Origin of the sequence: Tsukamurella tyrosinosolvens, from assembly GCF_900104775.1 — a bacterium.
Classification (GTDB): domain Bacteria; phylum Actinomycetota; class Actinomycetes; order Mycobacteriales; family Mycobacteriaceae; genus Tsukamurella; species Tsukamurella tyrosinosolvens.
Genome location: NZ_FNSA01000001.1, coordinates 1 through 26,460 on the forward strand (window position 1 = coordinate 1; position 26,460 = coordinate 26,460).

At 67.8% G+C, this 26,460-nt stretch carries 31 protein-coding genes, 1 tRNA gene and 1 pseudogene; 15 read left to right on the forward strand and 18 right to left on the reverse strand.

Annotated features, from left to right (window positions below; translation table 11 throughout):
- Window positions 1–861: 861 nt before the first annotated feature.
- From BLW32_RS27965 to BLW32_RS00025, 4 genes and pseudogenes are all read right to left on the reverse strand, one after another.
- Window positions 862–1,440, reverse strand: a complete 579-nt coding sequence (locus tag BLW32_RS27965) for an oxygenase MpaB family protein (RefSeq protein WP_254779337.1) — start codon at window positions 1,438–1,440, stop codon at window positions 862–864.
- A gap of 72 nt (window positions 1,441–1,512) precedes the next feature.
- Window positions 1,513–2,495, reverse strand: a pseudogene (locus BLW32_RS00015) (crotonase/enoyl-CoA hydratase family protein).
- A 33-nt stretch (window positions 2,496–2,528) separates the two neighbouring features.
- Window positions 2,529–3,548, reverse strand: coding sequence for an oxygenase MpaB family protein (locus BLW32_RS00020; RefSeq protein ID WP_068742462.1), 1,020 nt, complete (start codon window positions 3,546–3,548; stop codon window positions 2,529–2,531).
- 64 nt (window positions 3,549–3,612) lie between these two features.
- The gene (locus BLW32_RS00025; protein WP_068742463.1) at window positions 3,613–4,281 is read right to left on the reverse strand and encodes an enoyl-CoA hydratase/isomerase family protein; all 669 of its coding nucleotides are present in this window, start codon (window positions 4,279–4,281) and stop codon (window positions 3,613–3,615) included.
- 73 nt (window positions 4,282–4,354) lie between these two features.
- Between BLW32_RS00025 and BLW32_RS00030 the strand changes: the two genes are divergently transcribed.
- Window positions 4,355–5,080 (forward strand): PaaX family transcriptional regulator C-terminal domain-containing protein, encoded by a 726-nt coding sequence (locus BLW32_RS00030; protein ID WP_068742464.1) that lies wholly within the window; start codon window positions 4,355–4,357, stop codon window positions 5,078–5,080.
- Here BLW32_RS00030 and BLW32_RS00035 read toward each other — a convergent pair.
- Window positions 5,073–6,248, reverse strand: a complete 1,176-nt coding sequence (locus BLW32_RS00035; protein WP_068742465.1) for an MFS transporter — start codon at window positions 6,246–6,248, stop codon at window positions 5,073–5,075. The genes BLW32_RS00030 and BLW32_RS00035 overlap by 8 nt on opposite strands.
- Window positions 6,249–6,412: 164 nt before the next feature.
- Here BLW32_RS00035 and BLW32_RS00040 point away from each other — a divergent pair, with 164 nt between their 5' ends.
- Entirely contained in the window at window positions 6,413–6,847 is a 435-nt protein-coding gene (locus BLW32_RS00040; protein WP_068526074.1) for a DUF4440 domain-containing protein, read from the forward strand.
- Here BLW32_RS00040 and BLW32_RS28395 read toward each other — a convergent pair.
- Together BLW32_RS28395 and BLW32_RS00050 are read right to left on the reverse strand one after the other, a co-directional pair.
- The gene (locus BLW32_RS28395) at window positions 6,738–7,559 is read right to left on the reverse strand and encodes an FkbM family methyltransferase (RefSeq protein WP_074850265.1); all 822 of its coding nucleotides are present in this window, start codon (window positions 7,557–7,559) and stop codon (window positions 6,738–6,740) included. The two genes, BLW32_RS00040 and BLW32_RS28395, sit on opposite strands and share 110 nt — an antisense overlap.
- A 77-nt stretch (window positions 7,560–7,636) precedes the next feature.
- A complete protein-coding gene (locus BLW32_RS00050; RefSeq protein WP_175546280.1) occupies window positions 7,637–8,734 on the reverse strand; it encodes a glycosyltransferase 87 family protein in 1,098 nt (365 codons plus the stop codon).
- Window positions 8,735–8,987: 253 nt separating this feature from the next.
- Between BLW32_RS00050 and BLW32_RS00055 the strand changes: the two genes are divergently transcribed.
- From BLW32_RS00055 to BLW32_RS00095, 9 genes are all read left to right on the forward strand, one after another.
- On the forward strand, window positions 8,988–10,127 hold the full coding sequence (locus tag BLW32_RS00055) for a sensor histidine kinase (RefSeq protein WP_139285984.1): 1,140 nt from the start codon (window positions 8,988–8,990) through the stop codon (window positions 10,125–10,127).
- Window positions 10,128–10,130: 3 nt separating this feature from the next.
- Window positions 10,131–10,772 (forward strand): response regulator, encoded by a 642-nt coding sequence (locus BLW32_RS00060; RefSeq protein WP_068526078.1) that lies wholly within the window; start codon window positions 10,131–10,133, stop codon window positions 10,770–10,772.
- 121 nt (window positions 10,773–10,893) lie between these two features.
- Window positions 10,894–11,787: a serine/threonine-protein kinase gene (locus BLW32_RS00065; RefSeq protein WP_068742469.1), complete on the forward strand. Its 894-nt coding sequence runs from the start codon at window positions 10,894–10,896 to the stop codon at window positions 11,785–11,787.
- 59 nt (window positions 11,788–11,846) lie between these two features.
- Window positions 11,847–13,328 (forward strand): amino acid permease, encoded by a 1,482-nt coding sequence (locus BLW32_RS00070; protein ID WP_068526080.1) that lies wholly within the window; start codon window positions 11,847–11,849, stop codon window positions 13,326–13,328.
- Window positions 13,329–13,515: 187 nt separating this feature from the next.
- On the forward strand, window positions 13,516–14,643 hold the full coding sequence (locus BLW32_RS26850) for an MspA family porin (RefSeq protein WP_068742470.1): 1,128 nt from the start codon (window positions 13,516–13,518) through the stop codon (window positions 14,641–14,643).
- Window positions 14,644–14,673: 30 nt separating this feature from the next.
- Complete coding sequence (locus BLW32_RS00080; protein WP_139285986.1) at window positions 14,674–14,895, forward strand: hypothetical protein; 222 nt, start codon at window positions 14,674–14,676, stop codon at window positions 14,893–14,895.
- Entirely contained in the window at window positions 14,892–15,338 is a 447-nt protein-coding gene (locus tag BLW32_RS00085; RefSeq protein WP_068742472.1) for a transcriptional regulator, read from the forward strand. The genes BLW32_RS00080 and BLW32_RS00085 overlap by 4 nt, the downstream gene beginning before the upstream one ends.
- A gap of 182 nt (window positions 15,339–15,520) precedes the next feature.
- Complete coding sequence (locus tag BLW32_RS27315) at window positions 15,521–17,137, forward strand: phage holin family protein (RefSeq protein ID WP_175546281.1); 1,617 nt, start codon at window positions 15,521–15,523, stop codon at window positions 17,135–17,137.
- 28 nt (window positions 17,138–17,165) lie between these two features.
- On the forward strand, window positions 17,166–17,468 hold the full coding sequence (locus tag BLW32_RS00095; RefSeq protein WP_068742474.1) for a hypothetical protein: 303 nt from the start codon (window positions 17,166–17,168) through the stop codon (window positions 17,466–17,468).
- Window positions 17,469–17,718: 250 nt separating this feature from the next.
- On the opposite strand, the gene BLW32_RS27320 is transcribed toward BLW32_RS00095, so the two are convergent.
- Window positions 17,719–17,820, reverse strand: a tRNA-Ser gene (locus BLW32_RS27320).
- Window positions 17,821–18,454: 634 nt separating this feature from the next.
- Between BLW32_RS27320 and BLW32_RS00100 the strand changes: the two genes are divergently transcribed.
- Window positions 18,455–18,655 carry an antitoxin Xre/MbcA/ParS toxin-binding domain-containing protein gene (locus tag BLW32_RS00100; protein ID WP_068742475.1) on the forward strand — a complete coding sequence of 67 codons (201 nt, stop codon included), beginning with the start codon at window positions 18,455–18,457 and terminating at the stop codon, window positions 18,653–18,655.
- 1 nt (window position 18,656) lies between these two features.
- Here BLW32_RS00100 and BLW32_RS00105 read toward each other — a convergent pair whose 3' ends face one another.
- From BLW32_RS00105 to BLW32_RS00115, 3 genes are all read right to left on the reverse strand, one after another.
- Entirely contained in the window at window positions 18,657–18,848 is a 192-nt protein-coding gene (locus tag BLW32_RS00105) for a hypothetical protein (RefSeq protein ID WP_068742476.1), read from the reverse strand.
- Window positions 18,849–19,068: 220 nt separating this feature from the next.
- A complete protein-coding gene (locus BLW32_RS00110; protein WP_139285989.1) occupies window positions 19,069–19,551 on the reverse strand; it encodes a hypothetical protein in 483 nt (160 codons plus the stop codon).
- A 122-nt stretch (window positions 19,552–19,673) separates the two neighbouring features.
- Complete coding sequence (locus BLW32_RS00115) at window positions 19,674–19,961, reverse strand: hypothetical protein (protein WP_139285990.1); 288 nt, start codon at window positions 19,959–19,961, stop codon at window positions 19,674–19,676.
- Between the two features lie 81 nt (window positions 19,962–20,042).
- On the opposite strand from BLW32_RS00115, the gene BLW32_RS26595 reads away from it, so the two are divergent.
- Window positions 20,043–21,143: a DUF4241 domain-containing protein gene (locus BLW32_RS26595; RefSeq protein WP_082791508.1), complete on the forward strand. Its 1,101-nt coding sequence runs from the start codon at window positions 20,043–20,045 to the stop codon at window positions 21,141–21,143.
- On the opposite strand, the gene BLW32_RS26860 is transcribed toward BLW32_RS26595, so the two are convergent.
- Window positions 21,128–21,358: a hypothetical protein gene (locus tag BLW32_RS26860; RefSeq protein WP_139285991.1), complete on the reverse strand. Its 231-nt coding sequence runs from the start codon at window positions 21,356–21,358 to the stop codon at window positions 21,128–21,130. The genes BLW32_RS26595 and BLW32_RS26860 overlap by 16 nt on opposite strands.
- On the opposite strand from BLW32_RS26860, the gene BLW32_RS00125 reads away from it, so the two are divergent.
- The gene (locus BLW32_RS00125) at window positions 21,338–21,829 is read left to right on the forward strand and encodes a hypothetical protein (RefSeq protein WP_068742480.1); all 492 of its coding nucleotides are present in this window, start codon (window positions 21,338–21,340) and stop codon (window positions 21,827–21,829) included. The genes BLW32_RS26860 and BLW32_RS00125 overlap by 21 nt on opposite strands.
- Window positions 21,830–21,953: 124 nt before the next feature.
- Here the strand turns inward: BLW32_RS00125 and BLW32_RS00130 are convergent, their stop codons facing one another.
- From BLW32_RS00130 to BLW32_RS00155, 6 genes are read right to left on the reverse strand one after another with little or no spacing between them, the layout of a single operon-like run.
- Window positions 21,954–22,559, reverse strand: a complete 606-nt coding sequence (locus BLW32_RS00130) for a hypothetical protein (protein WP_068742481.1) — start codon at window positions 22,557–22,559, stop codon at window positions 21,954–21,956.
- Entirely contained in the window at window positions 22,556–23,230 is a 675-nt protein-coding gene (locus tag BLW32_RS00135; protein WP_068742482.1) for a hypothetical protein, read from the reverse strand. The genes BLW32_RS00130 and BLW32_RS00135 overlap by 4 nt, the downstream gene beginning before the upstream one ends.
- Window positions 23,227–24,006, reverse strand: a complete 780-nt coding sequence (locus BLW32_RS00140) for a hypothetical protein (protein WP_068742483.1) — start codon at window positions 24,004–24,006, stop codon at window positions 23,227–23,229. Before BLW32_RS00140 ends, BLW32_RS00135 begins: the two co-directional genes overlap by 4 nt.
- Window positions 24,003–24,236 (reverse strand): hypothetical protein, encoded by a 234-nt coding sequence (locus BLW32_RS00145; RefSeq protein ID WP_068742484.1) that lies wholly within the window; start codon window positions 24,234–24,236, stop codon window positions 24,003–24,005. The genes BLW32_RS00140 and BLW32_RS00145 overlap by 4 nt, the downstream gene beginning before the upstream one ends.
- A complete protein-coding gene (locus tag BLW32_RS00150) occupies window positions 24,233–25,102 on the reverse strand; it encodes a DUF2637 domain-containing protein (RefSeq protein WP_139285992.1) in 870 nt (289 codons plus the stop codon). Before BLW32_RS00150 ends, BLW32_RS00145 begins: the two co-directional genes overlap by 4 nt.
- Window positions 25,054–25,623 (reverse strand): recombinase family protein, encoded by a 570-nt coding sequence (locus BLW32_RS00155; protein WP_068742486.1) that lies wholly within the window; start codon window positions 25,621–25,623, stop codon window positions 25,054–25,056. Before BLW32_RS00155 ends, BLW32_RS00150 begins: the two co-directional genes overlap by 49 nt.
- 228 nt (window positions 25,624–25,851) lie before the next feature.
- On the opposite strand from BLW32_RS00155, the gene BLW32_RS00160 reads away from it, so the two are divergent.
- Window positions 25,852–26,460, forward strand: a complete 609-nt coding sequence (locus BLW32_RS00160; RefSeq protein WP_139285993.1) for a hypothetical protein — start codon at window positions 25,852–25,854, stop codon at window positions 26,458–26,460.

Genomic DNA, 26,460 nt, shown 5'->3' on the forward strand with positions numbered 1-26,460 from the left:
GTCGGTGGTGACGTCCATACTCCGCTCCCTCGCATCCCGGCTGCACGGCCCGCGCACCGTCGGACATCAGCATATCTGAACAGCTCTTCATATAACACTCGCCCGGTAGACTGCCAGGTCATGGGACACCGGATCACCGGCGACGGCGCCGCCCGCTCGACGCCGCGACCGCCGAGCGGGTCGCCACCACACTGCAGCGCTCGCCACGCCGAGCGTCCTGATCTCTCGCAGCTGGCGGGCAGCGATGGCGTGGGCGACTCGCTGCCGCAGTGGCGATGGAACGTCGGCGGTCTCCCACCAGCTCGCTCCTACGCAACCTCGGCCTGTCACCGGCGTCCGTGAGGGCGCAGCATCGTCTACAGCCTCTACGACAACCACGTGGCCCAGCTCCTCGACGAGGCCGTGTACCACAGCGAACACCTGCGCATGGGCCTCGCCGACCGGCCCGCGGCCACAGAGCTCTCCGCCACCTGACGGCGCCCGTCGGCGGACCGTCGGGCTAGCGGCGGTTCCGGCGGCGCTCGGCGGGGGTGCGCCCCTGCTCGCCCAGCGGCGCGTCGACGACCTTCTCGGCCCGAGGATCGAGCCGCGCACGCGCAGCCGCAACCGGAGATCGAGGAGCATGAGCTGGGCGTACAGCCTGATCGCCTGCGGGTTCACGACGTCCGCCACGCGAACCAGACGCAGGAACCGCTCGAACCACAGCTGCTCCGCTCGGACCACTTCCATCCGAGCATGTCCGGAATTCCGACGGGAGGTTGCCGCGCGTGAGGAAGTGGTTGAGCGGGCCGAAGACCCTGGCGAGGACCCAGCCCGGGGCACCGAGCGCCTCGTGGAGGAACATGAAGTCCGAGAGGGACTTCAGGTCGTCGCGGACTTCGGGAGCGATCGACAGCGAGGCAGCATCGAATCCCAGTAGTCCTCGAACTCGTGCCAGCTCTGCGGCCACGCGGACTCCGGGACGTTGACCCCGGTGGCGAGCGGGGCGGCGGCGGGCGTGAGCACGTCGAGGGCGGCACGGTCGAGCGGACCGTAGAGCAGCTCGTACTGGTCGATGTAGAAGCGGAAGAGGCACGCCGCCACCCAGAGCTGCAGGTCGCGGGCGTTGCCGCTGTACCTGACGGGACTGCTCTCGGTGGAGTGCACGTGGGCGTGCACCGCGCGCATCTCCTCGCGGAAGGCGTCCCGGTCGGACTCGTTCCCGAGCACGGAGACCACCAGGTGCTGCGACGTGGTCCGGAGGCGCTTGAACGGCCGTCGGCGCGGGCTGCCGGACACGACGCGACTCTCGTGGACTCCGTGCCCGACCGCGGGCAGCGAGAGCTGCATGATGATGTTCGCGACGCCGCTCGTCAGGCCGACCATGGTCATGAGGTCGGCGAGCGTCTCGGGCCGCCGCGCACGGCGGGAGCGGATCAGAGCCTGATCGATGACGGCCATATCCCTATCATGCAACCGCAATCTCGAGCGTGTCCTCGAAATGAGAACATTCGATAACTTAGCATTCTTCGGTCACCGCTTGCCGTCGCCGAAGGGGCCGTCCCGCTCGGCAACCGCGGTCCGGAATCCGGCCGCAGCGGCACGCTGCTGGAACGCGTACCCTCGCGCGTGTGCCGGGAGACACCGTCGAACACGGTGCTGATCATCGCGGAATTGCCCACGCCCTGCGCGAGGAGCGCGCTGTTCAGCGCGAGCTTGGTCATGATGAGCTGGTTGATGGGCAGCCGCGCGATGCGCGCCACGAGGTCTTCGGTGCGCTCGTCGAGCAGCTCGGGGGCTGGCGCCTCGACGGCGAGGCCCCATTCGGCAGCCTGAGCACCGGTGATGGTGTCGCCGGTGAGGAGGAGGCGCTTCGCCCGCTGGTCGCCGATGCGGTGCGCCCACATGCCGGCGGCGGGGACGCCCCACACCCGGGTGGGTGGGTAGCCGATACGGGTGTCGGCGGCGCAGATGATCTGGTCGGCGTACAGGGCGATGTCGGTGCCACCGGCGACCGCGAAGCCGTGCAGCTTCGCCACGGTCGGCTTGTTCGCGTGCAGGAGGCTCGCGAAGCCACGGTTGAAACGGCTCATCATCTGGTAGTCGATCATCGGGTCCCACGTGCCCGACGGGTCGTGGTTGCGCGCCTGCACCACGGGATCGAGGACGGATCCGGTCACCGCCGCGCGCTCCTCCGGATGCTCGCCGTTCTCGGCGAAGATCGAGAGGTCGTAGCCGCCGCAGAAGCCCTTGCCGCGCCCCGCGACGAGGATGACGTGCACCCTCGGATCGAGATCCGCGCGCTCGACGGCGTCCGCGAGTTCGATGGGCGTGTCCGCGGTGATCGCGTTGCCGCGCTCGGGGCGGTCGAAGGTGATCCGCGCGACGCGCCCGGTCACCTCGTAGGTCAGCGTCCGGTAGCTCACCTCCCGGTCCTCGCGGTCTCGTCCCGCGTACTGCGGGGACTCGGTCTGCGGGTCCCGCCACGCGGCGGGCCGGTCTGCGGGGTCGGTCATCGACGTTCTCCTCGGTGGCGGTCAGGTGGTGGGTCAGTGCGCGGGGCCCGTTGCCGTGCGACGGATCTCGTCCGCCGCGTCCTTCTGCGCCGCGAGCTCGGCTCGCGAGTAGAAGGTGCGCCACCCGGGGGTGCCGAAGCGCCGGCGCAGGCCGAAGTAGGCGGGCCCGAAGAGCCCCGCGACGGGGCGCGGGAGGGTGCGCCAGAACAGCCCGTGGAGCTCGCGCTCGATGCGGTCGATCGCGGTGGCGCGCAGGCCCAATTCGTCGTGGAAGCGCTCCGGGACACCGGCGAGGATCCCCACCCGGATGGTCCGCACCAGCGGCAACGACAGCAGCTGCCACACCGGCAGGGGCACCGCGTCCCAGCCGCGCGGCCTGGGCAGGGTGAGTGCGTGGTCGACGATGAACCGCACCTCCGGGCTCACGGCGAGGACGTCGTCGACGATCGGTTGCCAGTACTCGACGAAATCGGCGTAGGTGTCGGGGAGCCCGCGGACTCCGTACCGTCGCCCGATCTCGGTGAGTGCGCGGTACGCCTCCTCGCGCTCGCCGTCCGTGCGGAAGAGACCGAACTCCTCGGCGATGTCGATGCCGCCCTTGAGGATCGATCCCCAGGTCCAGTTCCAGACGTCCTTGTTCCAGGCGTGGTACGGCGTCCCGTCGGGCATGGAGCCGGCGATCGGGCGGTGCAGCTCGTAGAGCCCGTGCGCGACGTCGTCGGCCTCCGGCCCGGCGAAGACGATCCCCATGACCATCTCGTACGTGCTGATCAGGCGGCGCGCGGTGGCCTGCAGGTCGGGCAGGCCCTCGCTGCCGTTGAGGGCGCGGTCCTTCTCGCTCAGCACGTGGGCGATCTTGGGGTGCAGGGTCGGCATGATCAGCGCGGGGACGTTGGCGTACAGCAGGACCAGCGGATGGCCCGCGATCCAGCGACCGAAGCCGCCGGGCGCCAACGGATCCGCGGCGTTCGTTCCGCCGACCCGACCGTCGTCGGCGAGGGGCGGGGCGAGAGAGACGACGGTGCCGTCCACGGGCGTCTGGGGATCGGTCATGACGGGTTCTCCTGGGAGGGGATGAGGGCTGGTTCGGGCCGCGCCGAGCGACGTCGGCGGCGCGTCATCGGGCCGCAGAGGTGGGCGGCATCGCGGGTTCCGCGAGTCGGTGGAGGACGTGCTCGTACCGGGTCCGCTTGATCACGGCGAGGTTCTCGCCCCGCATCGGGGCGAGAGCGGCCGCGCGCACGATCGCCGACGCGAGAACACCGTCCTGCTCGACGATCTCATCGACGAGCCCGGCGTGCAGGGCGGCTTCGGCGTCGTACCGCTGGGCCGTCACCATCGCCGCATGTGCGACGGCGGGCGCGACCCGCGCGCCGACCAGCGCGCTCATCCCCGGGAGGAAGGGGAACCCGAGGCGCGCCTCCGGCAGGCACAGGTATCCGCGGTCGGCGCGCATGACCCGCTGGTCGTGCGCCAGGGCGAGGAGCAGCCCGCCCGCGTAGGTGTGTCCCTGGAGCGCGGCGACGGTGGGCGTGCCGGAGCCGAGCAGCCTGCCGAGCAGCCCCTGCACCGCGTCCAGGTAGCCGTCCTCGGCGAAGGCCCCCGGTTCGAGGCCGTTCGAGTAGAAGCGTCCGCTCCCGGTGGTGACGAGCGCAGCGGGCCCCGAGACCGCGTCCACGTCGTCCAGGACGGCGTGCAGAGCCGTGACCAGCGTCCCGTCGAGGCGATTCTCGCCGTCTCCGAGGTCGCAGATCAGCACTGCGCCGTCGCGTGTCAGATTCACCATGCCCGAAGCATTACATATTTCAATCATCCGACGCAATGTTGTAATGATCGCGCCGGTGTAACCTGTTCCCCTGATGGACAGCGCTCTCGTACCCCCGGTGACAGCGCGATCCGCTGTCTTGAGCCTGCTCCTCGGCGCGAATCCGCCTACGCTCAGCGGGCGCGAGATCATCGGCGCGATGGACCTTTTCGGTATCACGGAATCGACGACGCGGGTCGCCCTCACCCGGATGGTGGCGAACGGCGACCTCACTCGCGATCGCGGCGTGTACACGCTCTCCGAGCGGCTGGCGCAGCGCCAGCGCTACGCGCAGCCGCCGGAGCAACGGGACTGGACCGGGACCTGGGAGATGGCGGTCGTCACCGCGACCGGCCGCAGCGCCGCGGACCGGGTCGCACTGCGCGAGGAGATGCGCCGGCAGCGCGTCGCCGAGCTCCGGGAGGGTGTCTGGACCCGCCCCGCGAACCTCCGCCGCCGCTGGCCGCAGGCCCTCCTCGACGTCTCGGTCTGCTTCGAGTCCCGACCCACCTCCGACCCGGCGGCACTCGCCGCGCAGCTGTGGGACCTCCCCGCCTGGTCCGCGCGCGGCAACGAGTACCTGGCGCTGATCGCGGCCGTCGACGACGAGCCCGCCAGGTTCCGGACCATGGTCGCGGCGGTGCACCACCTGCAGACCGACCCGCTCCTCCCGGCGGAGTTCCTGCCCGTGGACTGGCCCGCCGCCCAGCTGACGTCGTTGTACGACGACTACCGCGCGTGGCTCGCCGAGCTCCGCGACAGCCTCGCGCCCGTCAGATAGCGCCCGAATCCCTCGTGGGGCGGCTGCCCGCGTCCGGCCCGGTGAGGACCGCAGCCAGACCGATCGCGACTATGCACGCTCCTGTGACCCATCCCCAGCCGACGGCGGCGGCTGCACTCGCGCCGAAGGCCGCGCCGGCGCTGCCCCCGACGAAATAGACGAGCATGTACACACCGTTGTAGCGGGCCGGCGCCGCCGGATCGATGTCCAGGACGGTGGATTGGTTCGCCACCTGTGCGGCGAAGAGCCCGGCGTCGAAGGCGGCGAGCGCGATCAGAGTGACCACGGCGTCGTTCAGGCCGACGGCCAGGGCCACGCAAGCAGCCGCAGCGAGCACCAGGCCGGCGAGGATCACGGGACGGGCACCGACGCGGTCGGTCCAACGACCGGCGATGCGGGTCGCGACGATGCCGGCCAGTCCAGCCAGCGCGTAGAGCCCGATCCTTTCAGCGCTCAGGGAGCGCGGCGGCTGCGACAACGCCACGGCGAGTCCGGACCACACGGCGCAGAAGGCGAAGAACCACAGCGCGCCCCGGAAGGCGGCGCCGCGCAGCGTGGCGGAGCGACGGAGCAGGCCCGGCATGGACCACAGCCCGGAGATGTAGGACTGGGTGACCAGGCCGCGCTCCGCGGGGAGAATCGCCGCCGAGACCACCGCGACGATCGCGCACGCGGCCGCGGCGGTGAGCAGCATCGCCCTCCAGCCGATCTCATCACTGAGCCATCCGCCGGCGATGCGACCGATGAGGATTCCCGCCGAGATTCCGGCGGTGACGATCCCGAGATCCGTCGAGCGCCTGCCGACCGGCGCGAGGCGGCCGACGAGGGAACTCAGACCCGCGCCGACCGACGAGCATGCGCCCGTGACCAGGAGGACCACTCCGAGCACCGCGGCAGAGGGGGCGACGACCGTCGCGGCGAGCGCGACCGCCAACGCCGCGAATTGCAGCGCGAGGACGGAGCGGGGCGGGAACCGGTCCACGAGCGGCACCAGGAGCGCCAACCCGAGCATGTAGCCGACCGGTCCGCACGAGAGTGCGACGCCGACGGCGCCGATGCCGGTGCCGAATGACGCCGCGACATCGGCGATCGCCGGCTGAAGCGGGTAGATCGTCGCGGTCCCCAGCGCGGCCGCGACGGACATGAAAAGGACGGTCGCGCTGGTCATTGCGGTTGCTTCCCTGGTTCTGGTCACGCCTTCGAAACTACGAAGCGTACGGCTCCCACGCTGGCGGGAACGAGACATCACCGATGCGCCCGCAACGCGACCACCTCCTGGCCGCGCAGCAGCGACCTTGACCCCAAGCGGAGTTGAGCTCCTACCGTCGGGTCATGTCCACCGAACTCCACCGCCCCGCCCTCGATCACCGTGATCCCGACGCCGACGCCGCCGTGGAGCGGCTCGTCTCCGTGCTCCAAGCCGGATTCGACAGCGGCGACGCCGACCAGTACGACTCGACGTTCGCTGATGACATTCTGTGGGGAACACCGAAGGGCCAGTGGCTTGCGGGGTTCCCCGCACTCAACTCCGCCCATCACCGCATGATGGGCGACACCCCCGTCGAACCCGCGTCGCGGTTCGAGGTCATCGGATCAACGCATCCCGCTCCCGATGTCGTTGTCGCGCAGGTCTGCCGCACAGCGCTCAACGGCGGTTTCAGCGAGGTCGCGATGTACGTCCTCGTCCGCCGGGCCGACCGGTGGTGGGTGGCCGCGGCCCAGAACACGCCCGTGTCCGCGGTCCTTCCTCCGATCGATCCCGTGTGAGGCAGTGATCCGCGACCGCCGTGCCCGTACGGTCCGGTGTGAAGAGGTAGTTCCGCACGCCCGGGACCGGGCCGACCGTGGGTTCCCATCGGCCGCGGGAGTACACCGAGCACGTGTACCCGCGGCGAAGAAGGGTCTCGAACACCTCCGCTGGGGAGCGTCCGAACTTGGACAGGTGCCTGTACTCGATCTCCAACAACCAGGTCGGCGAGAATCGGCGAAGAGTCTCACCCGCACCATCGAGCATGGCCGCCTCCATCCCCTCGATGTCGGCCTTGACGACGTCGACGCGATCCAGCCCGGCCGCAGCGACGATGGCGTCCAGTGTGACCACCTCGACGTCGAAGTGGTCGAATCGGGAGAACTCCTCGTGGTTCGGGCCTCGCCTCGTTGCGACCGAGCCGCGACCGACGACGGCACGGCCTCGCCGGCGAGGTACCTCGAAGGTGACGCGTCCCGCCTGAGAACCAACAGCGCGCCCGACCACGTCGAGTTGCGTCGCCCGCAGCAATCGACGCACCCATCGGAGCCAGCTGCACAGCACCGGGTTGGCTTCGATGACGAGGGTGCGGCCGAGCGGAGCTGCCGCGCTGAACTGTGTTGCGTAGAGACCATATTCACCGCCGATGTCCAGGCAGACGGCATCCACCGGGAGTAGTGCGGCGACCGCGGCCGATTCCGGCTCGACGCACCAGAGGGTCTTCGCGGCCATTCCGAGGCACGCGGCCGCGAAGCGATGGCCGGCAGCTGCGCGGGCGGGTGTCGGCCCGGCGGATGCGCGATCCCCCGTCACGACCGGGTGCCCTTCTCCGCGAGCGATGCCCCATCCGGGTGCACGACCTCCGCGGCGCGGGAGCCGGCTACCTGCGCGACCACGCCGAGGACGCCGAGCACGAACGGCAGGACGAAGTAGCCTGCACGAGAAACCGGAGAGACCAGAAAGAGGATCGTGTAACCGGCGGCCGCGAGCAGCAGTATGTCCGTCAGGCCCAGGTGCCTCTTCGCCAGCGCGATCCAGGTGATCGCCACCGCGGAAGCCAGCAGGGACGTCACGATGCCGGCGTACCCGAGGAATCCCTTCTCGGCGAGAGCGCCACCGAGTGCGCTTGCGCCGGCGGGCGACTCGATCGCAGAGAGACCCAGCGGGAACTCGATAGCGCTCCGCGCGAAACCTCGCGGATCGACCAGCACGGCGGGGAGGACGGCTGCCCCGACGATGGCGGCGACCACCGCCGCCCACCGACGAATCTCCGCACGACGGCCCCGTCGGACCTGGACGACGATCATCATCGCTGCGAGCGGCCAGAACGTGAACTTGATCGCACACCCCACACCGACCACGATCGCGTTCAGGCGGTACTCGCCCGTCCAGAGGGTTATCACCGCGAGCCCCGCCAGCGCTGCGACGGGCAGGTCCACTCCGCCGGTCGCGATCGGGATCGCCACCAACGGGCAAGCGATCATCAGCATCTCTGCGCGTACAGCGATCTTCGTGTCCACCAACCGGCGCAGGCTCACCCACGTGACGACGGCGAAGAAGAGCGTGAAGGAGATTCGCGGATCCCCGAGTGGGTTCTCTCCGAACGCGGCGCCAGGAATCCCGAACACGCTCATGAGCGGGAAGTACGGAAAGACGTCGTCGACAACAGCGGGGTCGGTCACGTACGGGCTCGCGGACGCGAGGGCTCTGATCGCGCCGTCGCGAACGATGCCGACCTCATGCTGGGAGAGGCCGCGGACGATCAGCGCCACGCCCGGAAGCACCGCGCAGAAGCCGGCCGACACCGCGGCGATCGCACCGATGGACCACCGTCGCCGGAGAAGCATGCCGGCGCACCCGCAGTAGCCGACGAAGGCGAACATGGCCCAGACCGCGTGGGGTTCCATGCGGGTGGAGGTCCCTAGGACGAACGCATAGACAGCGAGGCCCACGGCACTCAGCGTGGCGATGGCACGGACTCGATGACCTTCGCGCAGGCACGGAATCATTCTGCGCGACTTGATGTCCCCGTCGATGTCATTCATGCTCTTCACCCTGACCTCCACCTGCGAGAACGGCGTCACTCGAAAGAGCCAACTTTCTCGGCGAGAGCTGCTCGGGGCCGGCTGCCCGGGCTACGGTGGCACCACGATGGATGCCATGAACAGCACGCACGACAGACGCCGAACACCTGGTACCCGGCGCCGATCGCTGGCGCTGGACATCACAGCGTGGATCGCCGCCGGCGCAATGACGCTGCTCGCTCTGGTGCCGAACGCCACGCTCTTCGCCACCTACGCCACCGGCGTGGCGGTCTCGGTGATCCAGGCGCTTCCGCTCGTCGTCGTCCGGCGGTGGCCGATCGCGGCGATGGCGGTCCAGTGCGCCGCAATCGTCACGGCATCGGTGCTCGCGGCCGGTGTCGCTTTCCCCTGGTCTGCCACGACGATTCTCGTCGGGATCGTCGTGATCGGGATCGTCGCGGCCAGGGGCTCGGATCGAACTGTCGCCGTCTGCCTCGCGGCGATCGTCGCGACGGCTGCGGTCGCCCCGATCCGGCACCACATGCCACTGGGCTACTTCACCGCAGGCGCTCTGGCCGGCGCTGTGTTCGTACTCGTGATCCGGCTGATCGTGCATCTGCGCGAGACATCGGCGCGCCTGCAGGCGGAGCGACGTTTACGCGCCGTCGACGAGGTCCGAAAGGAGGCCGCAGCGCAGCGCTCCGCCCTGTCCGCTCAGGTCCACGACATCGTGGGTCATCACCTCGCCGCCATCTCGCTGACCGCGTCGTCCGAAGCCGGGCGCGCGAGCTCCGGCGCCGAGAAGAACCACGCGCTGTCCGATATCGCGACCTCCGCCGCCCTCGCCCTGTCCGAGATCCGCTCCGTTCTCGACGAAACATCGCTACATCCCGGCCCCGCGACCGAGGCCGACCCCGCCTCGCTCGCCCAGTTCCTCGCGGGGTGGGAGGACGTCGGAGTGCATATCAACCACAGTGGCGTGAGCATCATCGACGCGGCGGACCCGGCCCTGCGCCACGAGGCGTACCTGGTGACCCGACAGGCGATCACGAACGCCGTCCAGCACGGCCGGACGAAGTCGGTCCGCCTCATCGTCGCCGACGAAGGCGCGGTTCTCCGACTCACGATCGCCAACGACGCGGACCAGGGGGACGTCGTCCTCGGCCGGGGGTTGACGAGCATGCGGACCCGCTTGGCGAAGCACGGCCACGACCTCGCGATCCGCACCGGGGATGGTGTCTTCGAGCTCGATGTCACCCTCGTCAAGGAGACTTGAGCGGTGGTGTCCGTACTCCTGGCCGACGACGATCCGACCGTCCGTGCGGCGATTCGGAAAATCCTCGACGGCCACTCTTCGATCACCGTCGCCGGCGAAGCCGTCAACGGGGGTGACGCGTTGATCCAGTCGCGCGGCCTCGACGTCGACGTCATGCTTCTCGACATTCGGATGCCGCTCCTCACCGGCCTCGAGGTCGCCCGCGAGGTGCTCGGTGACCGGACGAGGGCCACGAAAGTCGTGCTCCTCACGACGTTCGACCTCGACGAATACGTCTATGAGGCCCTTCGTCTCGGCGTGAGCGGCTTCCTGGTCAAGTCCTCGACACCCGACATGATCACGTCGGCGATCCTCGAGGCCGTCAACGGGAACGTACTGCTCTCCCCGTCCGTCACGGTACGGCTGGTGAAGAAGTACTCGCGCGCGTACCGGCACGTCGACACACAGCTCCTCGCCCGCCTCACCGGGCGAGAACGCGAGGTGCTCAAAGCGATAGCAACAGGGCTGTCCAACAGGGAGATCGCCGCCGACCTCGTCATCGCCGAGGAGACCGTCAAGACCCACATCGGGCGGATCCTGCACAAGCTGCAGCTCCGCGACCGCACACAGCTCGTGGTGTTCTGGTACGAGAACGACCTCGGCTGACGATCGTCCAGCGCTTCCCGTGAAAACCGCTACCGTTACCGATGTGCCAGCCACCTGTGCCTGCTCCACCGAGGGGCCGATGACGTGACATCCCCAGCGACGTTGCGGGAGAACTGAGCCCATGCCCGAGATCGGAGATGCCGTCGCCGGGTACGCGCTCCTCCGGCGGCTCGGACACGGTGGCACTGCGGACGTGTTCCTCGCGCAGCGGCCCGGCGAGCAGGCCGTCGCGCTGAAACTGGCTCGTCGGGCCGCCGAAGACACGAGGATCAACCAGCGCTTCCAGCGGGAGTTCGATACCGCCGGACGAGTCCACAGTCCGCACGCCGTCGCGGCCATCGACCACGGCGAGGCGCCCGTCGTGCGTGCGGGCCGCGCGGTTGACGTCGCTCGCCCGTGGATCGCCCTGCAGTACGTGGACGGACGCCCGGCATCCGCCCTCGTTCCGCACGGCACCGTCGAGCCGGACCTCACGGTCATTCTTCCCGTACTGGTCGATACCGGCCGCGCCCTCGACGCCTGTCACCGAGTCGGGGTCCTGCACCGGGATGTCAAGCCCGGCAACATCCTCGTCGGGGACTGGGACCAGCACAGCGCCCGCGGATACCTGTCGGACTTCGGAACGGCACAACCGCTCGTGCCGCCGGCGACGGTCCTCTACGACGGTGACCTGCTCCTCTCGGTCCCGTACGCCGCGCCTGAGCTGCTGCGAGCGCAGGATCTGTGCCCGCAGACCGACGGATATGCCTTCGCGGCCACCGCGTTCCAGCTTCTCACCGGCCAGCCGCCGTTCCGGCGCAGCACCGACCTCGCCATCAGGTACGCGCAGCTCCACGACCCAGTGCCGCCGCCGGACTCCGTCCGACGGTGGCTCCCCTCCGGCCTCACGGCCGTGTTCCGCAAGGCGCTGGCCAAGCAACCCGAGGACCGCTACGACTCCTGCTCGCGACTCGCGGAGATCCTTCGCCGCGCACTCCGTGATGTGCAGCCGCCACCGCCGCGCGGCGGTAAGTAGCGCGGCCGTAACAGAAACGGCACCGCTCTCGTCACGAGCCGCACCTACCGTTCCCGGGCATGACGTCACAAACGGATTACGACAACTCCGTCCTCGCACACGAGGAGGAGGGGTATCACAAGACCCTGAAACCGCGGCAGATCCAGATGATCGCGATCGGCGGCGCGATCGGAACGGGGCTGTTCATGGGCGCCGGCAGCCGACTGCACGATGCCGGCCCCGGCCTGTTCCTCGTCTACGCGGTGTGCGGCCTCGTGGTCTTCTTCATCCTCCGCGCCCTCGGCGAGCTGGTGCTGCATCGTCCGTCCTCGGGATCGTTCGTCTCGTACGCGCGTGAATTCTTCGGGGAGAAGACGGCGTTCGTCACCGGGTGGCTGTACTTCTTCAACTGGGCGGCGACGGCGATCGTGGACGTGACCGCGATCGCCCTGTACGTCCACTACTGGGGCGCGTTCGAGGCGATACCCCAGTGGACGATCGCCCTGATCGCGTTGGCGATCGTCATGGCCATGAACATCATCTCCGTCAAGCTCTTCGGCGAGATGGAGTTCTGGGCGGCGATCATCAAGGTCGTCGCACTGGTCGGATTCCTCGTCGTCGGCATCGTCATCCTCGCCTCGCGCATGAAGGTCGACGGACACACGACCGGCCCCTCGCTCATCGCCGACAACGGAGGCCTGCTCCCGGTCGGCGCCCTGCCGCTGATCATCGTCGTCTCGGGCGTCGTCTTCGCCTACGCCGCAGTCGAGCTCGTCGGCATCGCGGCGGGCGAGACCGCCGAGCCCGCCAAGGTGATGCCGCGCGCCATCAACTCCGTGATCGTGCGCATCGCCGTCTTCTACGTGGGCTCGCTCATCCTGCTCGCACTGCTCGTGCCGTACACCGAATTCGCCAAGGGCACCAGCCCGTTCGTCACCTTCTTCTCCAAGATCGGCGTACCGTACGCCGGCGACGTCATGAACCTCGTCGTTCTCACCGCAGCTCTGTCCAGCCTCAACGCAGGCCTGTACTCCACGGGTCGAATCCTGCGATCGATGGCACTCAACGGCAGCGGCCCGGCGTTCACCGGCAAGATGAACCGCAACGGCGTTCCCTTCGGCGGCATCGCCCTCACCGGTGCGCTCACCCTGCTCGGCGTGGTGCTGAACATGTTCGTCCCGGAGGAGGCCTTCAACATCGCGCTCGACCTCTCCGCGCTGGGCATCATCTCGACGTGGGCGATGATCCTGCTGTGCCAGATCCAGCTGCACCGATGGGCCGACAAGGGCATCGTCACTCGGCCGGCGTTCCGACAGCTCCTGTCTCCGTGGAGCAGCTACGCATCCCTCGTCTTCCTCGCGGCTGTCATCGTCCTCATGTGTTACGAGAACATCTGGAACCTGTACGCGATCATCGCCCTGGTGCCGATGCTCATCGGTGGCTGGTACGCGGTGCGCGGCAAGGTGATGGCCGTAGCGGCCGAGCGCGTGGGCTACACCGGCCGATACCCCGTACTCCCCGAGCCGCCCATCCCGACCGACCACGGTCGCGACGCCGAGTGAGCTTGCGGAGTTCCGCCGCCCGGCCCCCGCGCTCGAAGTTCACGATATCGATGAACGCATGTGTCGATTAGATAACAACCGTTAGCCGGACTTCCCAAAAGTCTCCACCTCTGCTTGAGTGTTACGAGTGTTACGTATGTGACTATCGTAAATCTTGTAGAGATGGGGAAACATGAGGAGTGCTGGCATGAAGAGTGCCGGGCGGCGGGGGAGCCTCGAGCAGCGGCGCCGGGATCGCGCGATCCGGAAGCAGTTGTGGCGGACGGGCGCGGTCGGCGTCGTCGGGGCGACGGTGCTCGCGGGTGGCGTCGTCGCGGCGGCACCGCCGGCTGCGGACAAGGCGCCGCGGCCCGGTGCCATCCGGACGGGCTTGTTCGCCGACACCTCCCGTGCGCTGGAGACGCGCGAGGGCTACGTGATCCGGGCGTGGAAGTACGGCGAGGAGCTGCGGTCGATCATCCCGCTCGGACGGGCACTCAACACGTACGAGGCGATCGTCTCGATCGCCGGTGAGGGACTGATCGAGTACAAAGATCCGAAGAACAAGCCGAAGGTGCCGATCCGCAGCGCGTCGATCACGGTGGGCCTGACCTTGGCGTGCGCGGCCACCCCGCAGAACCTGCAGATCGGCGGCACCCTGTCGAACGCGGTGAACGCCTCGGTGACGCCGTCACTGTCCGGCACTGTCGGTGCCACCGCGGGGGGCCAGGGCGGTTCGAGCGGCGGGCAGGGCAGCGGCTCGGTGAACGGGTCCATCACGCCCGGCATCTCGGGAACACTCGGCGACACGATCACCACGTCGGGCACCATGACCGGCACCATCGCTCCGGGAACGTCGAAGGACTTCCCGATCGCCAAGAAGAGCCTCGCCGGGCAGTCCGGGTACGTGGTGACCAAGGAGACGCGGATCGCGATGGACTCGTGCCTCGGCGGAGCGCAGATCCGCGCGTACGCCACCGCGACGCTGTCGACCGATCAGGGCGACTCCGCGATCACCACGTACGGCAAGCCGCTGTTCATCGAGCGCGACAACCCCGGTCCGGCGAAGAACCCGCCGAAGATCACCGAGGACCCGAAGCCGGCACCGGTGCCCGCCGTCGCGGGAACCACGATCGCAGCCGCGAGGAAGGCCGAGCCGGTCGAGCCCGCCACGAAGCCGGCTGCCCCGGCCGCGAAGCCCGCGGGTGTGGTGCCGAAGCCGGTCGCCGTGTCCCCGTCGAAGCCCGCACCGGCGCCGTCGTCGGCCGCCGCACCGCCGGCGAAGCCCGCCCCGGTGAAGGCGGTCGGGTCTGAGCGACTGGTGCAGGTCCGGTGACCGCGCGCCGTCGAGCAGGAGAGCGGGCGCATGGCTGAACAGGGACGCGGGAGCGTGCTCAAGGATGCGCTGGGTTTTGCCGCCGGCGCCGTGTTGATCGTGTGCTGCGCGGTGACGCTGCCGCAGCTCCCGAAGGCCGCCGAGGCGATCGGCCCCTGGCCCGTGTGGGGCGGGTTCTTCGTCCTCACGATGGTGGCGGGCTGGCTGTTCTGGTCGAACATTCAGAACCTCTACGACCACCTGAAGCGATGACCGGCCCCGGCGAACTGAACCTCGCCCAGGCCTTGCAGCGAGCGTTCATCGAGGCCGGCGAGCCGAGCATCAGCTCGGTCGCAGCCGGGTCGGGCGTCTCACGCCAGCGGCTCTCCGACTGGCGCTCCGGCAAGCACGTACCGAGCCGGTTCGATGACGTCGAACCCGTCATCGCCTACATCCGACTCGTCGCCGACGCGAGCGGATCCGTCGCAGTGAACGGCGACCGAGTCACCGGATGGACCGACGAGAACTGGCGGCAGGCGTGGAAGCGCTCGACTTCGGTCGCGTCTTCCACTGCGTCCCGCGCGTTGCCGCAAGCGGTGGTGCCGACCGAGAAGGTGGATCGGCAGCCCGTCGCGATCGTCGTCGTCGGCCTGCTCGTTTTCCTCGTCGCAGCCCTCGCGGTAGCGGCCTTCCTCGCCAGCTGGGCGTACCGATAGGTGCGCCGGACCGCCGGTCCGGTGCGATCCGGCAGCCTTTCGGCACACCCGATGAACATCACGATTCAGTAACGAGAATTCCTCTGACCAGCTCCGATTCGCTGCGCGATCCCGCCGGACATGGCCGGATCGTTGAACCGGCAGACGAGGCCGTGCTCCGGTGAATTCATCAACCGCCGATCGTGAATACACCGGCCGCGCGGCCCCACCCCTTCTCCTCACGAATCGAGGCACACGTGGCATCCCCCTCCGACCCACCCACCGACCGCGCCGGCGACACGGCGCAGTTCCCTGTCACGCGCGTCAGTACCGCCGCGGCGACCGATACCGACGACGTGCCGTCGACCGGCGGGCCCGCGCACGCCGTCACTGCAGGCACTCCGGGGATCAGCCGCGCCGGGTGGTGGGCCATCACGATCGCGGCCGCGGTCTTGTTGGTTCTCGGGTTCTTGCTGACCTTCGGCCCGGCCCGCTACTGGACTCCCGTGCCGGTGGTCTTCCTCGGCTACTTCCTCCTCTCCGGCGTCATCGGCCTGGTGTTCTGGAAGGGCGTCCGCGAACTCCGGGACTCGAACCCGACCTTGCACTCCGGTGACGGGCCCGCCACGCCTGGCGCCCGAGTCGCCGCTGCGATCGGTGCGGTCGGTGTCGCCTCCGCACTCGTGCTTCTCCCGGCAGGTCTGTCCGATGCGCCCGCGAACGCGGCGCCGTGCCCGGACGGGAGCAACACCTGCGGGCCGCAGCCGACCATGGGCCCGCAGCCCACCCAGGGCAACGGCGGCAACACCACCGCCCCGCAAGCACCGAACACCACCGTGCCCGGCTATACCCCGCCGGACACCCCGCCGCAGCAGGGCAACGGCAGCACCCCGACCGTGCAGGGGCAGGTCCCGACCATGCCCACCGGCGACAGCCCGTCGAACGGCTGCATCTTCAACTGCGGACCCACCCAGGCGCCGCAGGCACCGCAGACCGGGCAGGCCACCCCGCCGCAGACCGGCCAGAACCCAGCGACCACCGCGCCGAACACGCCCGCGACCACCCCGCAGGCACCGACCACCACGCCGCGGTTGCGCACCCCGACGCCGGAGACGACTACGTCGACGACCTCGAGCAAGGCACGCGACCGCGACGACGAGCAGCAGCGCAGCAGCGACGAGGACCGCGAGAAGAACTCCGGCATCCCATACCAGGCTGCCGAGATCGCCGCGCTCGCCGGAACGTACCGACGGAAGAAGCTCACCGAGACGGCGACTGCGGTCAACCGGGCAGAACGCGTCGTACTCAGGAGTGGTCCTGCGAAGACGTGGAGTCCAAGCGACATCATTCCCGACAGCAGCTACGGGTTCACGCTCGTCGCTGATCCAGAGGATAAGGCTAGGGCAGCAAGCCTGGCGAAGGTATGGGACGCTATGCAGAACAATTTCAACTCGGTGTTCCCAATCGGCGGAGCGCCGAAGAAGATGCCGGCCGTAGGAGACGTCCTGAATCTGACGCGTGCGGGCGCACCGTTCCCGGTCAAGGTGAAGCAGATCGAATTCACGGGCAGCAACATCAACATCCTGTACGAGGCCATGCCAGGACACGTCGACGGCGCCGGCAGCACCATCCGGTTCAACATGTTCAAGGAAGCTGGCGATTCCGGACGGTTGATGCTCCGCGTGGACGCGCACGTGAAGGGCGGCGTCGGAGGAGCGGTGAACACGAACCCGGGAGGGTATGCCTCTACCTACCTAATCGCCCGTGACACGTGGCAGCAGTTCGTCGACCAGGCGGCCGCAGCCGCCGCGGGGGCGTGACACGATGCGCGGTGGGAGGGAACGGAAAATGCGTCAGCTTCCGAGTAACGCGGAACGAACCTGGTTCATCTTCGGTGCTGTCTCCATCTTTGTGCTGTACCCCGTGGTGACCATTGTCGCGGCGCCTTGGCTCGGGTTCGGGGCTTTGTACGGGCCGATCCTCTACGGCCCGCTAGGCGTCGGTGTCGTGCTCATCGTCGGATACGTAGCGGGCAAGGTGATCTACGGCGCCCAGTTCCGCGGCCGATGCACGATCGCGGCGGCACTGGGCTTTCTAGCCTCCTCTGGAGCCGTCGCAGCGGCGGCTTGGCTTCTCATTAGTTTCGGCTAGCCGAAAGGCGGTACAACTCCAGGTGAGTGGTGCCGCCTACCAACCTGCGCAGCGCGGACGCGGTGGCGATTTCGCCGGCGGTAGTCAGGTCGTCTCGCCGTGGCTCGACACTTCACCTCACGAAGAAGGGAGAGCCAAACCGCTCGGGCCGCCAGGCCGATGGGTCATCACCCCGACGAATCGGTCAAATCCGGGTCGTCGGGCGGTTTCCGGGGCCCCTGCCGCGTTCCCGGAAACCGCCCCTGACCTGCGGAAGCGGAGGGATTTGAACCCCCGGTGGTTTTAACCACGCTCGCTTTCAAGGCGGGCGTGGATCGGATTATTCCTGTTCAGGGCTGAAATCTCAGCTCCCCACATCGCGTTCACCTGGTCTTTTCGCGAGGATCGGCTGTTCCGGTGTGGGGATTCGGTGGGGACAGCGACTTCCACATCGGTCCGAGCGGGCGAGGGCGCAGGACACAAGGGACAGAAGGGACAGAAGGTCGAGATCGCTGCATCTACCTGCAGTTGTCGATCGAGGTTGGCCGAGGACAGAAGTGGGACAGAAGGAGGACAGAAGGGCTTCGCGCAATCGACTGGCATGCGCAGTGACTACTCACTATCACTTGGCTCCGCACCCACACGCCCCGAACCGAGTCCTTGAATCCGCTCGTGCAAGCTCGATACGTCGGGAGCCAGCTTGAGCTGGAGGCGCTGGTTGAACCCGCGGAGCACATGGCGTCGAGACTGTTGTCTAGTCCTGCGCAAACCTCGTAACGAACTCGCCACGATCACGCCGCTGGCCGCCGCGCTCAGCGCAACCGCCCATCCTGGCAGCTGCGTGCCATAAAAGGCCAGATACACAGTGTATCCCGCCATCGCGACTCCTGTAGTAAGCCTTCCGAATTCGAGCCAGATGATGGTCTTGTCGACCCAGGTTCGCCCCTCTCCTGTTTCTGACAAGCCGACCGCCTGGATCCGAAGTCGCGAGTAGTCACGAAGCCCCCATGAGCGACCAGCAACAAGCCGACCTCGACCTCGTTCTCGCCCGCGCAGCGGAGATCTGGGCACCAGCAGTGATCCAGGACTGGCTCACCGGCTCCAACAGCTACCTCGGCGGCGCGAGGCCCATCGACGTACTCCGTCTCCGTGGGCCCGAGGAGGTGCTTGCGGCGCTGGAGGCAGCCCGCGCCGGGGTCATCGGGTAACTCAGTCGACGACGCCGTACCGCGGCCTTGCGCTCGCGTCGTCGTCCCGTGCCCGTGCTGCGTCCATGTGCGGCGTGCGGGCGGGGCGTCCCACCCGCGAGGGACCTCCGGTCCTGTTGGATTCGATCTGCCGCAGGAGGTCCGGGCGGGCCGTGAGCGCCGCCTCGATGCGCTGGGGCGCCTTCTCGCTCATGATTCCGATTGTGCCAGATCAAGACGTATGAGGGCCCCTCTGCCACCACGGCAGAGGGGGCCAGTTGGCCGGGCACACACTTCCCGATCCTTGGCGGGGTACCGCCGCGAGGAAGTCCCTAACTCCTCGCCCAGGAGCGTGACCCACCAGCCCGCTCCGTGATCAATCCTTGCGCGTCGCGTACCTGCTTGGGGCGACACGGCGGGAGATTCGCGCGGGGTCAGGCTGCGTCGCGGGGACCGACAGTCGACTGGATTCCCGGCTTGGGCGGTGGCTGCTTCCGGCGCGTGAGGCCCGGTACGTGTACCTGCTGGTCGGCGCGCTTCGAGTGGGCGTACATGACCCGCCGCCGCTGGATCCCGGCAGCATCCCCGATGTCCCGCAAGGACCACCCGGCGGCCTGGCAGGCGGCGACCGCGGAGCCCAGCGCCTTGAGATCGTCGGTCTCGTTGAGGCTGGCCAGAGCCTCGACGGCCTCCTCGGACAGCACGTCGCGGCTGAGGCGAGCTGCCTCCGCGTCAGTGACGCCGAGCAGGGAGGCCACGGTGCTAGCTGGGAACACGGTGCGGATGCACCGGATGTTCCGTGCCAGCTCCCGACGGGCCTCGCGGACCTCGGGACGAGCGAGCGGACCTGCTGGTACTGCGTCGTATGCGGCCTGGAGCTGGGCGACGGTCGGGCGTGTGAACTGGGGGTTTGTCATGGTTCACGACGCTATGGGCGCGGCGAGCCCCGTGGGGCGACACGCCGAAGAACTGAGGGGACCGACATTCGCCGGCACTACACCACCACTCGGAAACGAGAAACGTTCCGGCATTCCGGCGCTCAGGACCAGAGGTACCGCATGACCCCGACGAAGTCCCGGCGCGCCTCGTCGATCCGCGCCTCCCACGCCGCCTCCCTTTCTCGCCAAACCGCGTGCGCCGCCTGCTCAGCGGGCGTGAACTGGCGCATCGTGACCTTCTCTCCCACCTCAGCCTCCGGGAACCGTGGGCCAGCAGCGTCGAACACGGCCTGCTCGTCGGTGTACTCCGGCATCGGCTCAGACAGACGCTCAATGAGCTGCTGGAACTCGGCGCGACGTTGGCCCTCGATGTCGCTCTCAGTGGACATGGGGGCGTGGTATCTGTGGGCACCGCTGACGTACCGATCCACCGTCGATGTGGGCTAACCCAACCCCTGTAGATTTGCGTCATGCCAGAGAGTCCGGTTCCGAGCAATGCCGCTGAACAGCGAGTACATGACTTCATCACTGACTACGCCGCTCAATGGCAGATCGCGGCTCCGCACTTCGACAGGGACCGCCGCGAGAAACGCGACGACGGGTTCCAAATCTGGCGCGAACTCATGGCGCCCACCACCGCGAACCATTTCCTCGACACAGCCCGCCCCGGACTTGCTGGCTCTTTCAGCACACCAGCGAGCCACGGGCCAGAGGTTGAGGAGATCGAGCGGTCCGAGATTCATAACAGAGTCGCCTACGTCCTGACGCGCGGAACAGGGTCATATCCCAGGTTCCACGAATACGAGCTACGACCGCAGCGCACCGAGTGGCGAATCGCAACCATCAACACCCACTTCGACGACCCGACAGAGCGCACGGTGCCGCGCGAGAAGGTCGACGAGCAGCTGCTCGGATGCACCGCAGACGCACCGCTGCTGGACATGCCGCCCGGAGAGGCGCAACTCGACGAGAACTTCAACTTCACGCCCCGCACCGTGGTCAAGGAGGACACGAACTCTCTCGCCGAAGTGTCGACCATCGGCAACCTCGTCACCACCACGGGCGCCATCACGGTCGCGGACTTCGGCTACGAGAACACTATGGCGCGGCCCCTCGCACGCCTGGTCCCACCCGGCACCTACCCCGTTGACCGCGTAACTGCATTCGGCCGTAACGCCGCAATCCGCGTCCGCTTCACGGGCGAGCTACCCGTGTCCTGGCACCCGGCAGGACTTCCCGACAACGAGGGCCATGTCATCGGCATCGACGGCGGCCTCGTGTGCATCGTCGACTACGCCGACTACGGCGCCATGACCGGACGCCAGAAAGCCGCCGCGCTCAACGGTCCCGACGACGACACGCAACCGACGGGATACACCTTCCCCGCTGGCGGAACCAGCGTCGGCGTAGCCGCTGCGACCGGCTGGGGCGACGGAACCTATCCCGTCTACTGGGGTATCGACGCACACGGCAACGCCGCCCAGCTCGTCGTCGACTTCATGGTCCTCGTGAGCGACGGAGCCGAAGACGACGATGAGCAAGACGACGGCTTCATCTACGTGCACATATAGGCGCTCAACGCGACACTGAACTGAAGCTCGGGGATATCGCACACCAGAGCAAGATCATCCACGCAGGGGCGCAGGCGCGGCGGCGGAATCGACGAGGGTGGCACGATCGAGCTGAACGCGGCTGTGTGGAACGCTGAACTGTCGAGCCGACACGCGCCCTGTTCGTCGAACCCGATGTCCTGAAGGGTACCGCCATGGACGAGATCGAAGCCCACACCTTGTTCGTCCAGTGGAGCGAGGCTCACTACAAACGTGGCGTGTTCTTCGATGCGGACTTCGCACCTGATGACGAGGCTAACGACTGGGTAGAAGCGCTCGTCGTCGGAGCTGTAGCAGCGATGACGAACGCGGGTACGTGTTTAACATTCGCTGGGACCAAGGTTTGGGGCGGCAAGGTATACGCGGTCTTGAATGGCGATGAGGTGATGATCCGAGACGTCGAAAGCGCCGCTGCTGACGAAGCCATCCCAGAACTGTTCGGCCACTTGGACCAGATCGCCGCCGCACAGGGGCAGCCAGAGCGGTGGAACATCTTCTACGACGGGGACCCTGCCGGGATGGCCTACTTCGTCGCTCCGGCGGAACTGGTGGCATCGGCAGAATTGGATGTCAGGGATTTGGATGTCGGCGCCACGTGGTTTCGGGTGACGAAGACACCCGACGGCTACACGCTCTCGCCAAAGTAGCCGGCGGGCCCGTGGCGGGCTCAGTGGGCGTCGCCCCACGAACGGGCGGTTTTGGGCCCCGCCCGCCGCGCGGCCCATGTTGAACACGCGGACCGGCCTCGTCTCGCGCACGTCGGGCGCCGTTTCACTTGCCGTCCATCTTGCACTGGTCCACTACTGCCGCAGCCAGATCCCGTAGGTGCGGTTTGAGCGCGTTGGTCCTGGTGAAGCCCTCACTATTTCGCGCCGCAAGGTCGCTCCGGATCGACGTCGCCCAGTCCCCCAGCCCATCGGCGTAATCCCGAGCCACGCTAGTGATGACGCTCGGTGCATTGCTGCGCCGGACGGTGTCGAGCAGTGCGGACGACTCCGAATCGAGCGCCGTAGCCGCAGCGGAGGCGTGCGGCTTCACCGAAGTCCATGTCCACCCGTCAGTGCCGTGCAGATGGTCGTAGAGCTGGTCGGTTACCGGGATCCGACGGTCGTCCGCGGTACCGATCTCGTTGCAGAGTTCCTTGGTCTCGGCCTTGCCCTCGGCTGCGGTGCTCGATGCCGCTGAGCTGGTCGACGTGGGCGTGATGGTGCTGGTCGTGGTCGTGGTCGTCGGCATGGCGCTCGTGGTCCAGGCCGGCGTCGTCGTGGGGACCGACACTGCCGCCCGGGGTGCGGGCTCGGAATCGTCTCTGAACAGCGCGATTCCGCCGACCAGGAGGACCACGACGACCGCGCCGATGAGAACGTTCTTGTTCAATGTCGGTCCCCACTCTCGAGCTTCTTGACGTACCTGGCCGCGCCGAACACCGAGCTGTGGGCGTCGGCCAGCCCCTGCGCCACGCGCTCCACGTTGCGACGTGCCTCCGTCAGCAGCTCGGGGACCGACATCGACGAAGCGGTGGTGAGCGTGCCCCCGTCGCCGCCGAGGTGATGGAGGACGATCCGGGCCTTGCGGTGAGCCTCCTCGACTGCCGCACCGAGGACCGCCACCGCGGCATCCAGCTCCAACGGATCGATCACCGCCGCCGGAACCTCCGCGACCCTGGTGCGCACGATAGGTTCAGCTGGCCCGGCATGGTCAGACATGTACTCCACCGCCGCGGCCACAGCTGCCTCAGGGCCACCGGGCACTCCGATGTGTCGCGGCGGTTCCGGCGGCGGTGATCCAGCGGGACGCAGGTGGACCACCGCCGCGCCCATGCGCGCGATCTTGTGAGCCTGATCGATGCCGGAGATTCCGGTGTCATCTCCGAGGATGATGATTTCCTGGCCGAGACGCACGCAGAGCCTGATCTCCTGCACGAGGGCCTCCTCTGCCGCTGCCGCAGCCTCGTCGGGGTTGGTGAAGTATCCAGCGCCACGTGCGATTTCCCACTCCCCGCGTGAGTCGATGGCGAGTCCTTCGATGATCCAGATGTCCTGGTTCACTGTCGGTCCCCCTTCCGAGCCAGCCTGACCGACCATGGCTTCGACGGAAGCCCCGGCTCGTACCCGTTGGGACTCACCGGGATCACCGCCGCGCCCGACACCGCGAAGTTGTGTTGGTGCTCGACGGGCGCGTGCTCCACCTGGAACTGGAGGCGCTTTCGGGCCTCGGTTGCCGCTTCGTGCGGGTCGAGAAAGTAGCCGATCTCCCGCTCGATCCGCACGTCGTAGTCGGGGTTCAGGTGGACCGGGAGAGCCACGAGGTACACGGTCGAGGTGCCAACGTAGAAGTTGTCGGAGCGCTCGAAGTCGACCGCCGCGTCCGTGGGCACCGTCCGATGGATGTCAGTGTCGGTCCCCGTCTGGTCCCGGTACGGCTCTCGATCCGGACGCACGTACAGCCTGGGATCCTGACGCGGAATCGCGTCCCGAGCCAACCGCTCTGGCGCAATGTCACGCAACCACTTCACGAGGACATCCGGATTCGCGCGCAGGTAGGCGACGCTGATCATCGCGCTGCCCGGCACTACCTCGAAGTCACCGTCCTCGAATCGCGTCGCCAGATCCTCGGCGTTTTCCAAGATCTCGTTGCGGGTCGGCAATTGTTGCCGCCGTGAGTTGGCCCGCGCTCGCCAACGCTCGATGAGCACGTAGACGCCTTCGTGGTTCCCGCGCTCCACCTCTGCGCGTAGCCCGGCCAGGAACCTCGGCACCAGGTCCGCTCGAAGAAACAGCCAGGGGGCCCCTTCGTCCAGCTGTTCCAGGTCGTCGTCGCTCATCGGTGGCTCTTCTCGCCGCGGGGACCGACGGTCCGCCAGCAGAAGACGGCGAGCTGCTGCTCCCACTGGTCCACGATGTCGTCCAGCCCGACGGCGCGAGCCTCCTCGGGCGCGACGGCGGCAAGGTGGTGCGCCGCGTTCACTGCCTCCCCGAGCTTCATCATCAGCGTGTGCTCGGCTTCGTACGCGTCTCCGGTCGGGTAGGGAGTTCGCGGTCCCAGCTCGCTCACGCCGCCACCTCCGTCGCCAGGTCCTCGATCTTCTTCGCGGTCCCCTGAGATACCCCGGCGGCGACCCCCGCGGCCTTCTGGCCCTTCCCCGCCGCGCGCGCAGCGAGCACCGCGGTGATCACGTTGATCGGCTGGATGGTGCGCCCGGTCGCTGCGATCAGCTCAGCCAGCTCCCGGTGATCATCGAGGGGATCAGCGTGATCATCCGGCTGATCACCGGCGGGCTCGACGAGGTGCATCGGCACCTCCGCCGAAGTCTCACTGATCACCGGGTGCAGTTCGCCGGCCGACTGCTGATCACCCACCTGACCTGCACCGATCAGCGGCAGATCGATGGTCTGATCAAGGGTGATCGGCTCGATGATCGGGTGATCAGGCGCGGTGATCACCTGTTGATCGGTGGGGATCACCGGCCGATCAACAGAGTGATCAGCGACCCCAGTCCCGCGGTCCTCCCGGACCAGCTCCCAGCCCGCGCCAGCGATGGTCACGTCAACCACGAGCGGCAAGATCACCGCGATAGCGGGAGCGAACCCGAAGGTGATCAGCAACTCGCGCAGCCCCATGAACGAGACCGCGAACGCGCCGAGCGCGATCATCGAGATCACCGCCGCACCCACCCAATCACCACGGCGCGAGCCCACCGGCGCAGTGATCAGGTTGTGCGTGTGCCAGAACAGGAACACCGGCGCGATGCTCGCCGCGACCGCCGCGCCCCACCCGTACACCGTCGGCGCGACGAGCACCGCGTGCATCACGTTGCCGGTGATTGAGGTGAGCACCGCGAGGGCCAGCAGGCCCTTCCAACGAGTCCAGCTCATGCTGCCGTCTCCTTCGCCGCCCGGTAGATCGTGTAGCGCGAGCACCCGTACTCGCGTGCGAGATCCGAGGCAGACTCACCGTCCTCGTACCGTCGCTTCACCTCGGACTCCTGCTCTCGCGTGAGGCAGGGCTTGCGGCCCTTGTAGACGCCCTTCTTCTTGGCCAGCGCGATGCCCTCCCGCTGGCGCTCGCGGATCAGGGCACGCTCGAACTCCGCGACCGCGCCCAGCATCGACAGGAGCAGGTTGCTCATCGGGGAGTCGTCGCCGGTGAAGGTCTGCCCCTCCTTCCGGAACTCGACCCGGACGCCCTTGCCTGTGAGCTGCCGGACGATACGACGAAGGTCCTCGACGTTGCGGGCGAGCCGGTCCATGGAGTGGACGACGAGGGTGTCGCCGTCACGGACGTACTTGAGCGCCTCGGTGAGCTGCGGGCGCTCCAGGGTCGCGCCGCTCGCCTTGTCGATGAAGGTGCGGTCCAACTCGATGCCGTCGAGTTGCCGGTCGGTGTGCTGATCGACGGTCGAGACTCGGATGTAGCCAACTCGTTGGCCCGGTCCGGCCATTCTCACCCCTTTATTTTGCGTTGAGATCTTAGAGTTCACGGCCCAAGTGTTGCTCTATTCAAGCACGACTCTAGAGCAACAGACTGACAGATTTCGTCATTGTTTCAATGGGGCGGACCCCAGAACCACACCTTGTCTGAACTGCATCGCTACACCACAAGAATAGAAATAGAAACAATGGCAACCCTTGCTAGCTAATAACCGCTCAGCGGTGTACTAATGGGTGCCATGTGGAGGATCGCAGTCGGGATCGCGGCGGGCGCATTCGGCGCGAGTGTTGCCGGAATCTGGGGGTTCTTCATTCCGCTCGCGGCGAGCATCTTGTGGTATTTCACCAGCGAGCCGGACACCTCCGGCGTGGTTCCCGACGGCGCGGCCGCGCCCCTCACCGACCGGCGCGGTGGCCTCGGCCCCGCGCAGGCCGCGTGGAATAGGGCCGCGGCGGGCGCGAACTGGGGAAACTGGCACGCGCGGCCTGGCGTGTTCGACCGCATCACCATCGGCGGGGTGAGGTTCAGCGCGGCTAAGAAGCACCGGGAGTGGCAGATTTCCCCAGGTAGGACCGTGTTTGTTCCGCACTTCTGCATCGTGGGCGGGCAGTTCCGCGAGGACGGCGACACGGTGCTCGTCATGGAGCCCACGCACGACGGGTTGCACGAAGCACCGTTGCAGGGCTTCGTCCCCATCGGCCTCGCAGAGTTCGGGACCATGCGCATCGAGGGCGAGGTTCATCGGCATCACACTGTGGGGCAACGCTATTCGATCCATGTGACCAACACGCACCGTCCGCTCGACGACGCACCGCTGCTGAAGACCGACCTGGACGAGTGGATGTAA

What these genes read in the sequence shown, in the direction of transcription:
- BLW32_RS00140 (WP_068742483.1), bottom strand. Translation starts at nt 24,006, where the DNA reads ATGAGCGACGACGACCTGGAACAGCTGGACGAAGGGGCCCCCTGGCTG.
- BLW32_RS00020 (WP_068742462.1), bottom strand. Translation starts at nt 3,548, where the DNA reads ATGACCGATCCCCAGACGCCCGTGGACGGCACCGTCGTCTCTCTCGCC.
- BLW32_RS00035 (WP_068742465.1), bottom strand. Translation starts at nt 6,248, where the DNA reads ATGACCAGCGCGACCGTCCTTTTCATGTCCGTCGCGGCCGCGCTGGGG.
- BLW32_RS00100 (WP_068742475.1), top strand. Translation starts at nt 18,455, where the DNA reads ATGAGCGACCAGCAACAAGCCGACCTCGACCTCGTTCTCGCCCGCGCA.
- BLW32_RS00050 (WP_175546280.1), bottom strand. Translation starts at nt 8,734, where the DNA reads ATGGAACCCCACGCGGTCTGGGCCATGTTCGCCTTCGTCGGCTACTGC.
- BLW32_RS00115 (WP_139285990.1), bottom strand. Translation starts at nt 19,961, where the DNA reads ATGTCCACTGAGAGCGACATCGAGGGCCAACGTCGCGCCGAGTTCCAG.
- BLW32_RS00085 (WP_068742472.1), top strand. Translation starts at nt 14,892, where the DNA reads ATGACCGGCCCCGGCGAACTGAACCTCGCCCAGGCCTTGCAGCGAGCG.
- BLW32_RS26595 (WP_082791508.1), top strand. Translation starts at nt 20,043, where the DNA reads ATGCCAGAGAGTCCGGTTCCGAGCAATGCCGCTGAACAGCGAGTACAT.
- BLW32_RS00080 (WP_139285986.1), top strand. Translation starts at nt 14,674, where the DNA reads ATGGCTGAACAGGGACGCGGGAGCGTGCTCAAGGATGCGCTGGGTTTT.
- BLW32_RS00030 (WP_068742464.1), top strand. Translation starts at nt 4,355, where the DNA reads ATGGACAGCGCTCTCGTACCCCCGGTGACAGCGCGATCCGCTGTCTTG.
- BLW32_RS00070 (WP_068526080.1), top strand. Translation starts at nt 11,847, where the DNA reads ATGACGTCACAAACGGATTACGACAACTCCGTCCTCGCACACGAGGAG.
- BLW32_RS27965 (WP_254779337.1), bottom strand. Translation starts at nt 1,440, where the DNA reads ATGGCCGTCATCGATCAGGCTCTGATCCGCTCCCGCCGTGCGCGGCGG.
- BLW32_RS28395 (WP_074850265.1), bottom strand. Translation starts at nt 7,559, where the DNA reads ATGGCCGCGAAGACCCTCTGGTGCGTCGAGCCGGAATCGGCCGCGGTC.
- BLW32_RS00065 (WP_068742469.1), top strand. Translation starts at nt 10,894, where the DNA reads ATGCCCGAGATCGGAGATGCCGTCGCCGGGTACGCGCTCCTCCGGCGG.
- BLW32_RS00105 (WP_068742476.1), bottom strand. Translation starts at nt 18,848, where the DNA reads ATGAGCGAGAAGGCGCCCCAGCGCATCGAGGCGGCGCTCACGGCCCGC.
- BLW32_RS00110 (WP_139285989.1), bottom strand. Translation starts at nt 19,551, where the DNA reads ATGACAAACCCCCAGTTCACACGCCCGACCGTCGCCCAGCTCCAGGCC.
- BLW32_RS00160 (WP_139285993.1), top strand. Translation starts at nt 25,852, where the DNA reads ATGTGGAGGATCGCAGTCGGGATCGCGGCGGGCGCATTCGGCGCGAGT.
- BLW32_RS00125 (WP_068742480.1), top strand. Translation starts at nt 21,338, where the DNA reads ATGGACGAGATCGAAGCCCACACCTTGTTCGTCCAGTGGAGCGAGGCT.
- BLW32_RS26850 (WP_068742470.1), top strand. Translation starts at nt 13,516, where the DNA reads ATGAAGAGTGCCGGGCGGCGGGGGAGCCTCGAGCAGCGGCGCCGGGAT.
- BLW32_RS00095 (WP_068742474.1), top strand. Translation starts at nt 17,166, where the DNA reads ATGCGTCAGCTTCCGAGTAACGCGGAACGAACCTGGTTCATCTTCGGT.
- BLW32_RS00055 (WP_139285984.1), top strand. Translation starts at nt 8,988, where the DNA reads ATGAACAGCACGCACGACAGACGCCGAACACCTGGTACCCGGCGCCGA.
- BLW32_RS00025 (WP_068742463.1), bottom strand. Translation starts at nt 4,281, where the DNA reads ATGGTGAATCTGACACGCGACGGCGCAGTGCTGATCTGCGACCTCGGA.
- BLW32_RS00155 (WP_068742486.1), bottom strand. Translation starts at nt 25,623, where the DNA reads ATGGCCGGACCGGGCCAACGAGTTGGCTACATCCGAGTCTCGACCGTC.
- BLW32_RS00040 (WP_068526074.1), top strand. Translation starts at nt 6,413, where the DNA reads ATGTCCACCGAACTCCACCGCCCCGCCCTCGATCACCGTGATCCCGAC.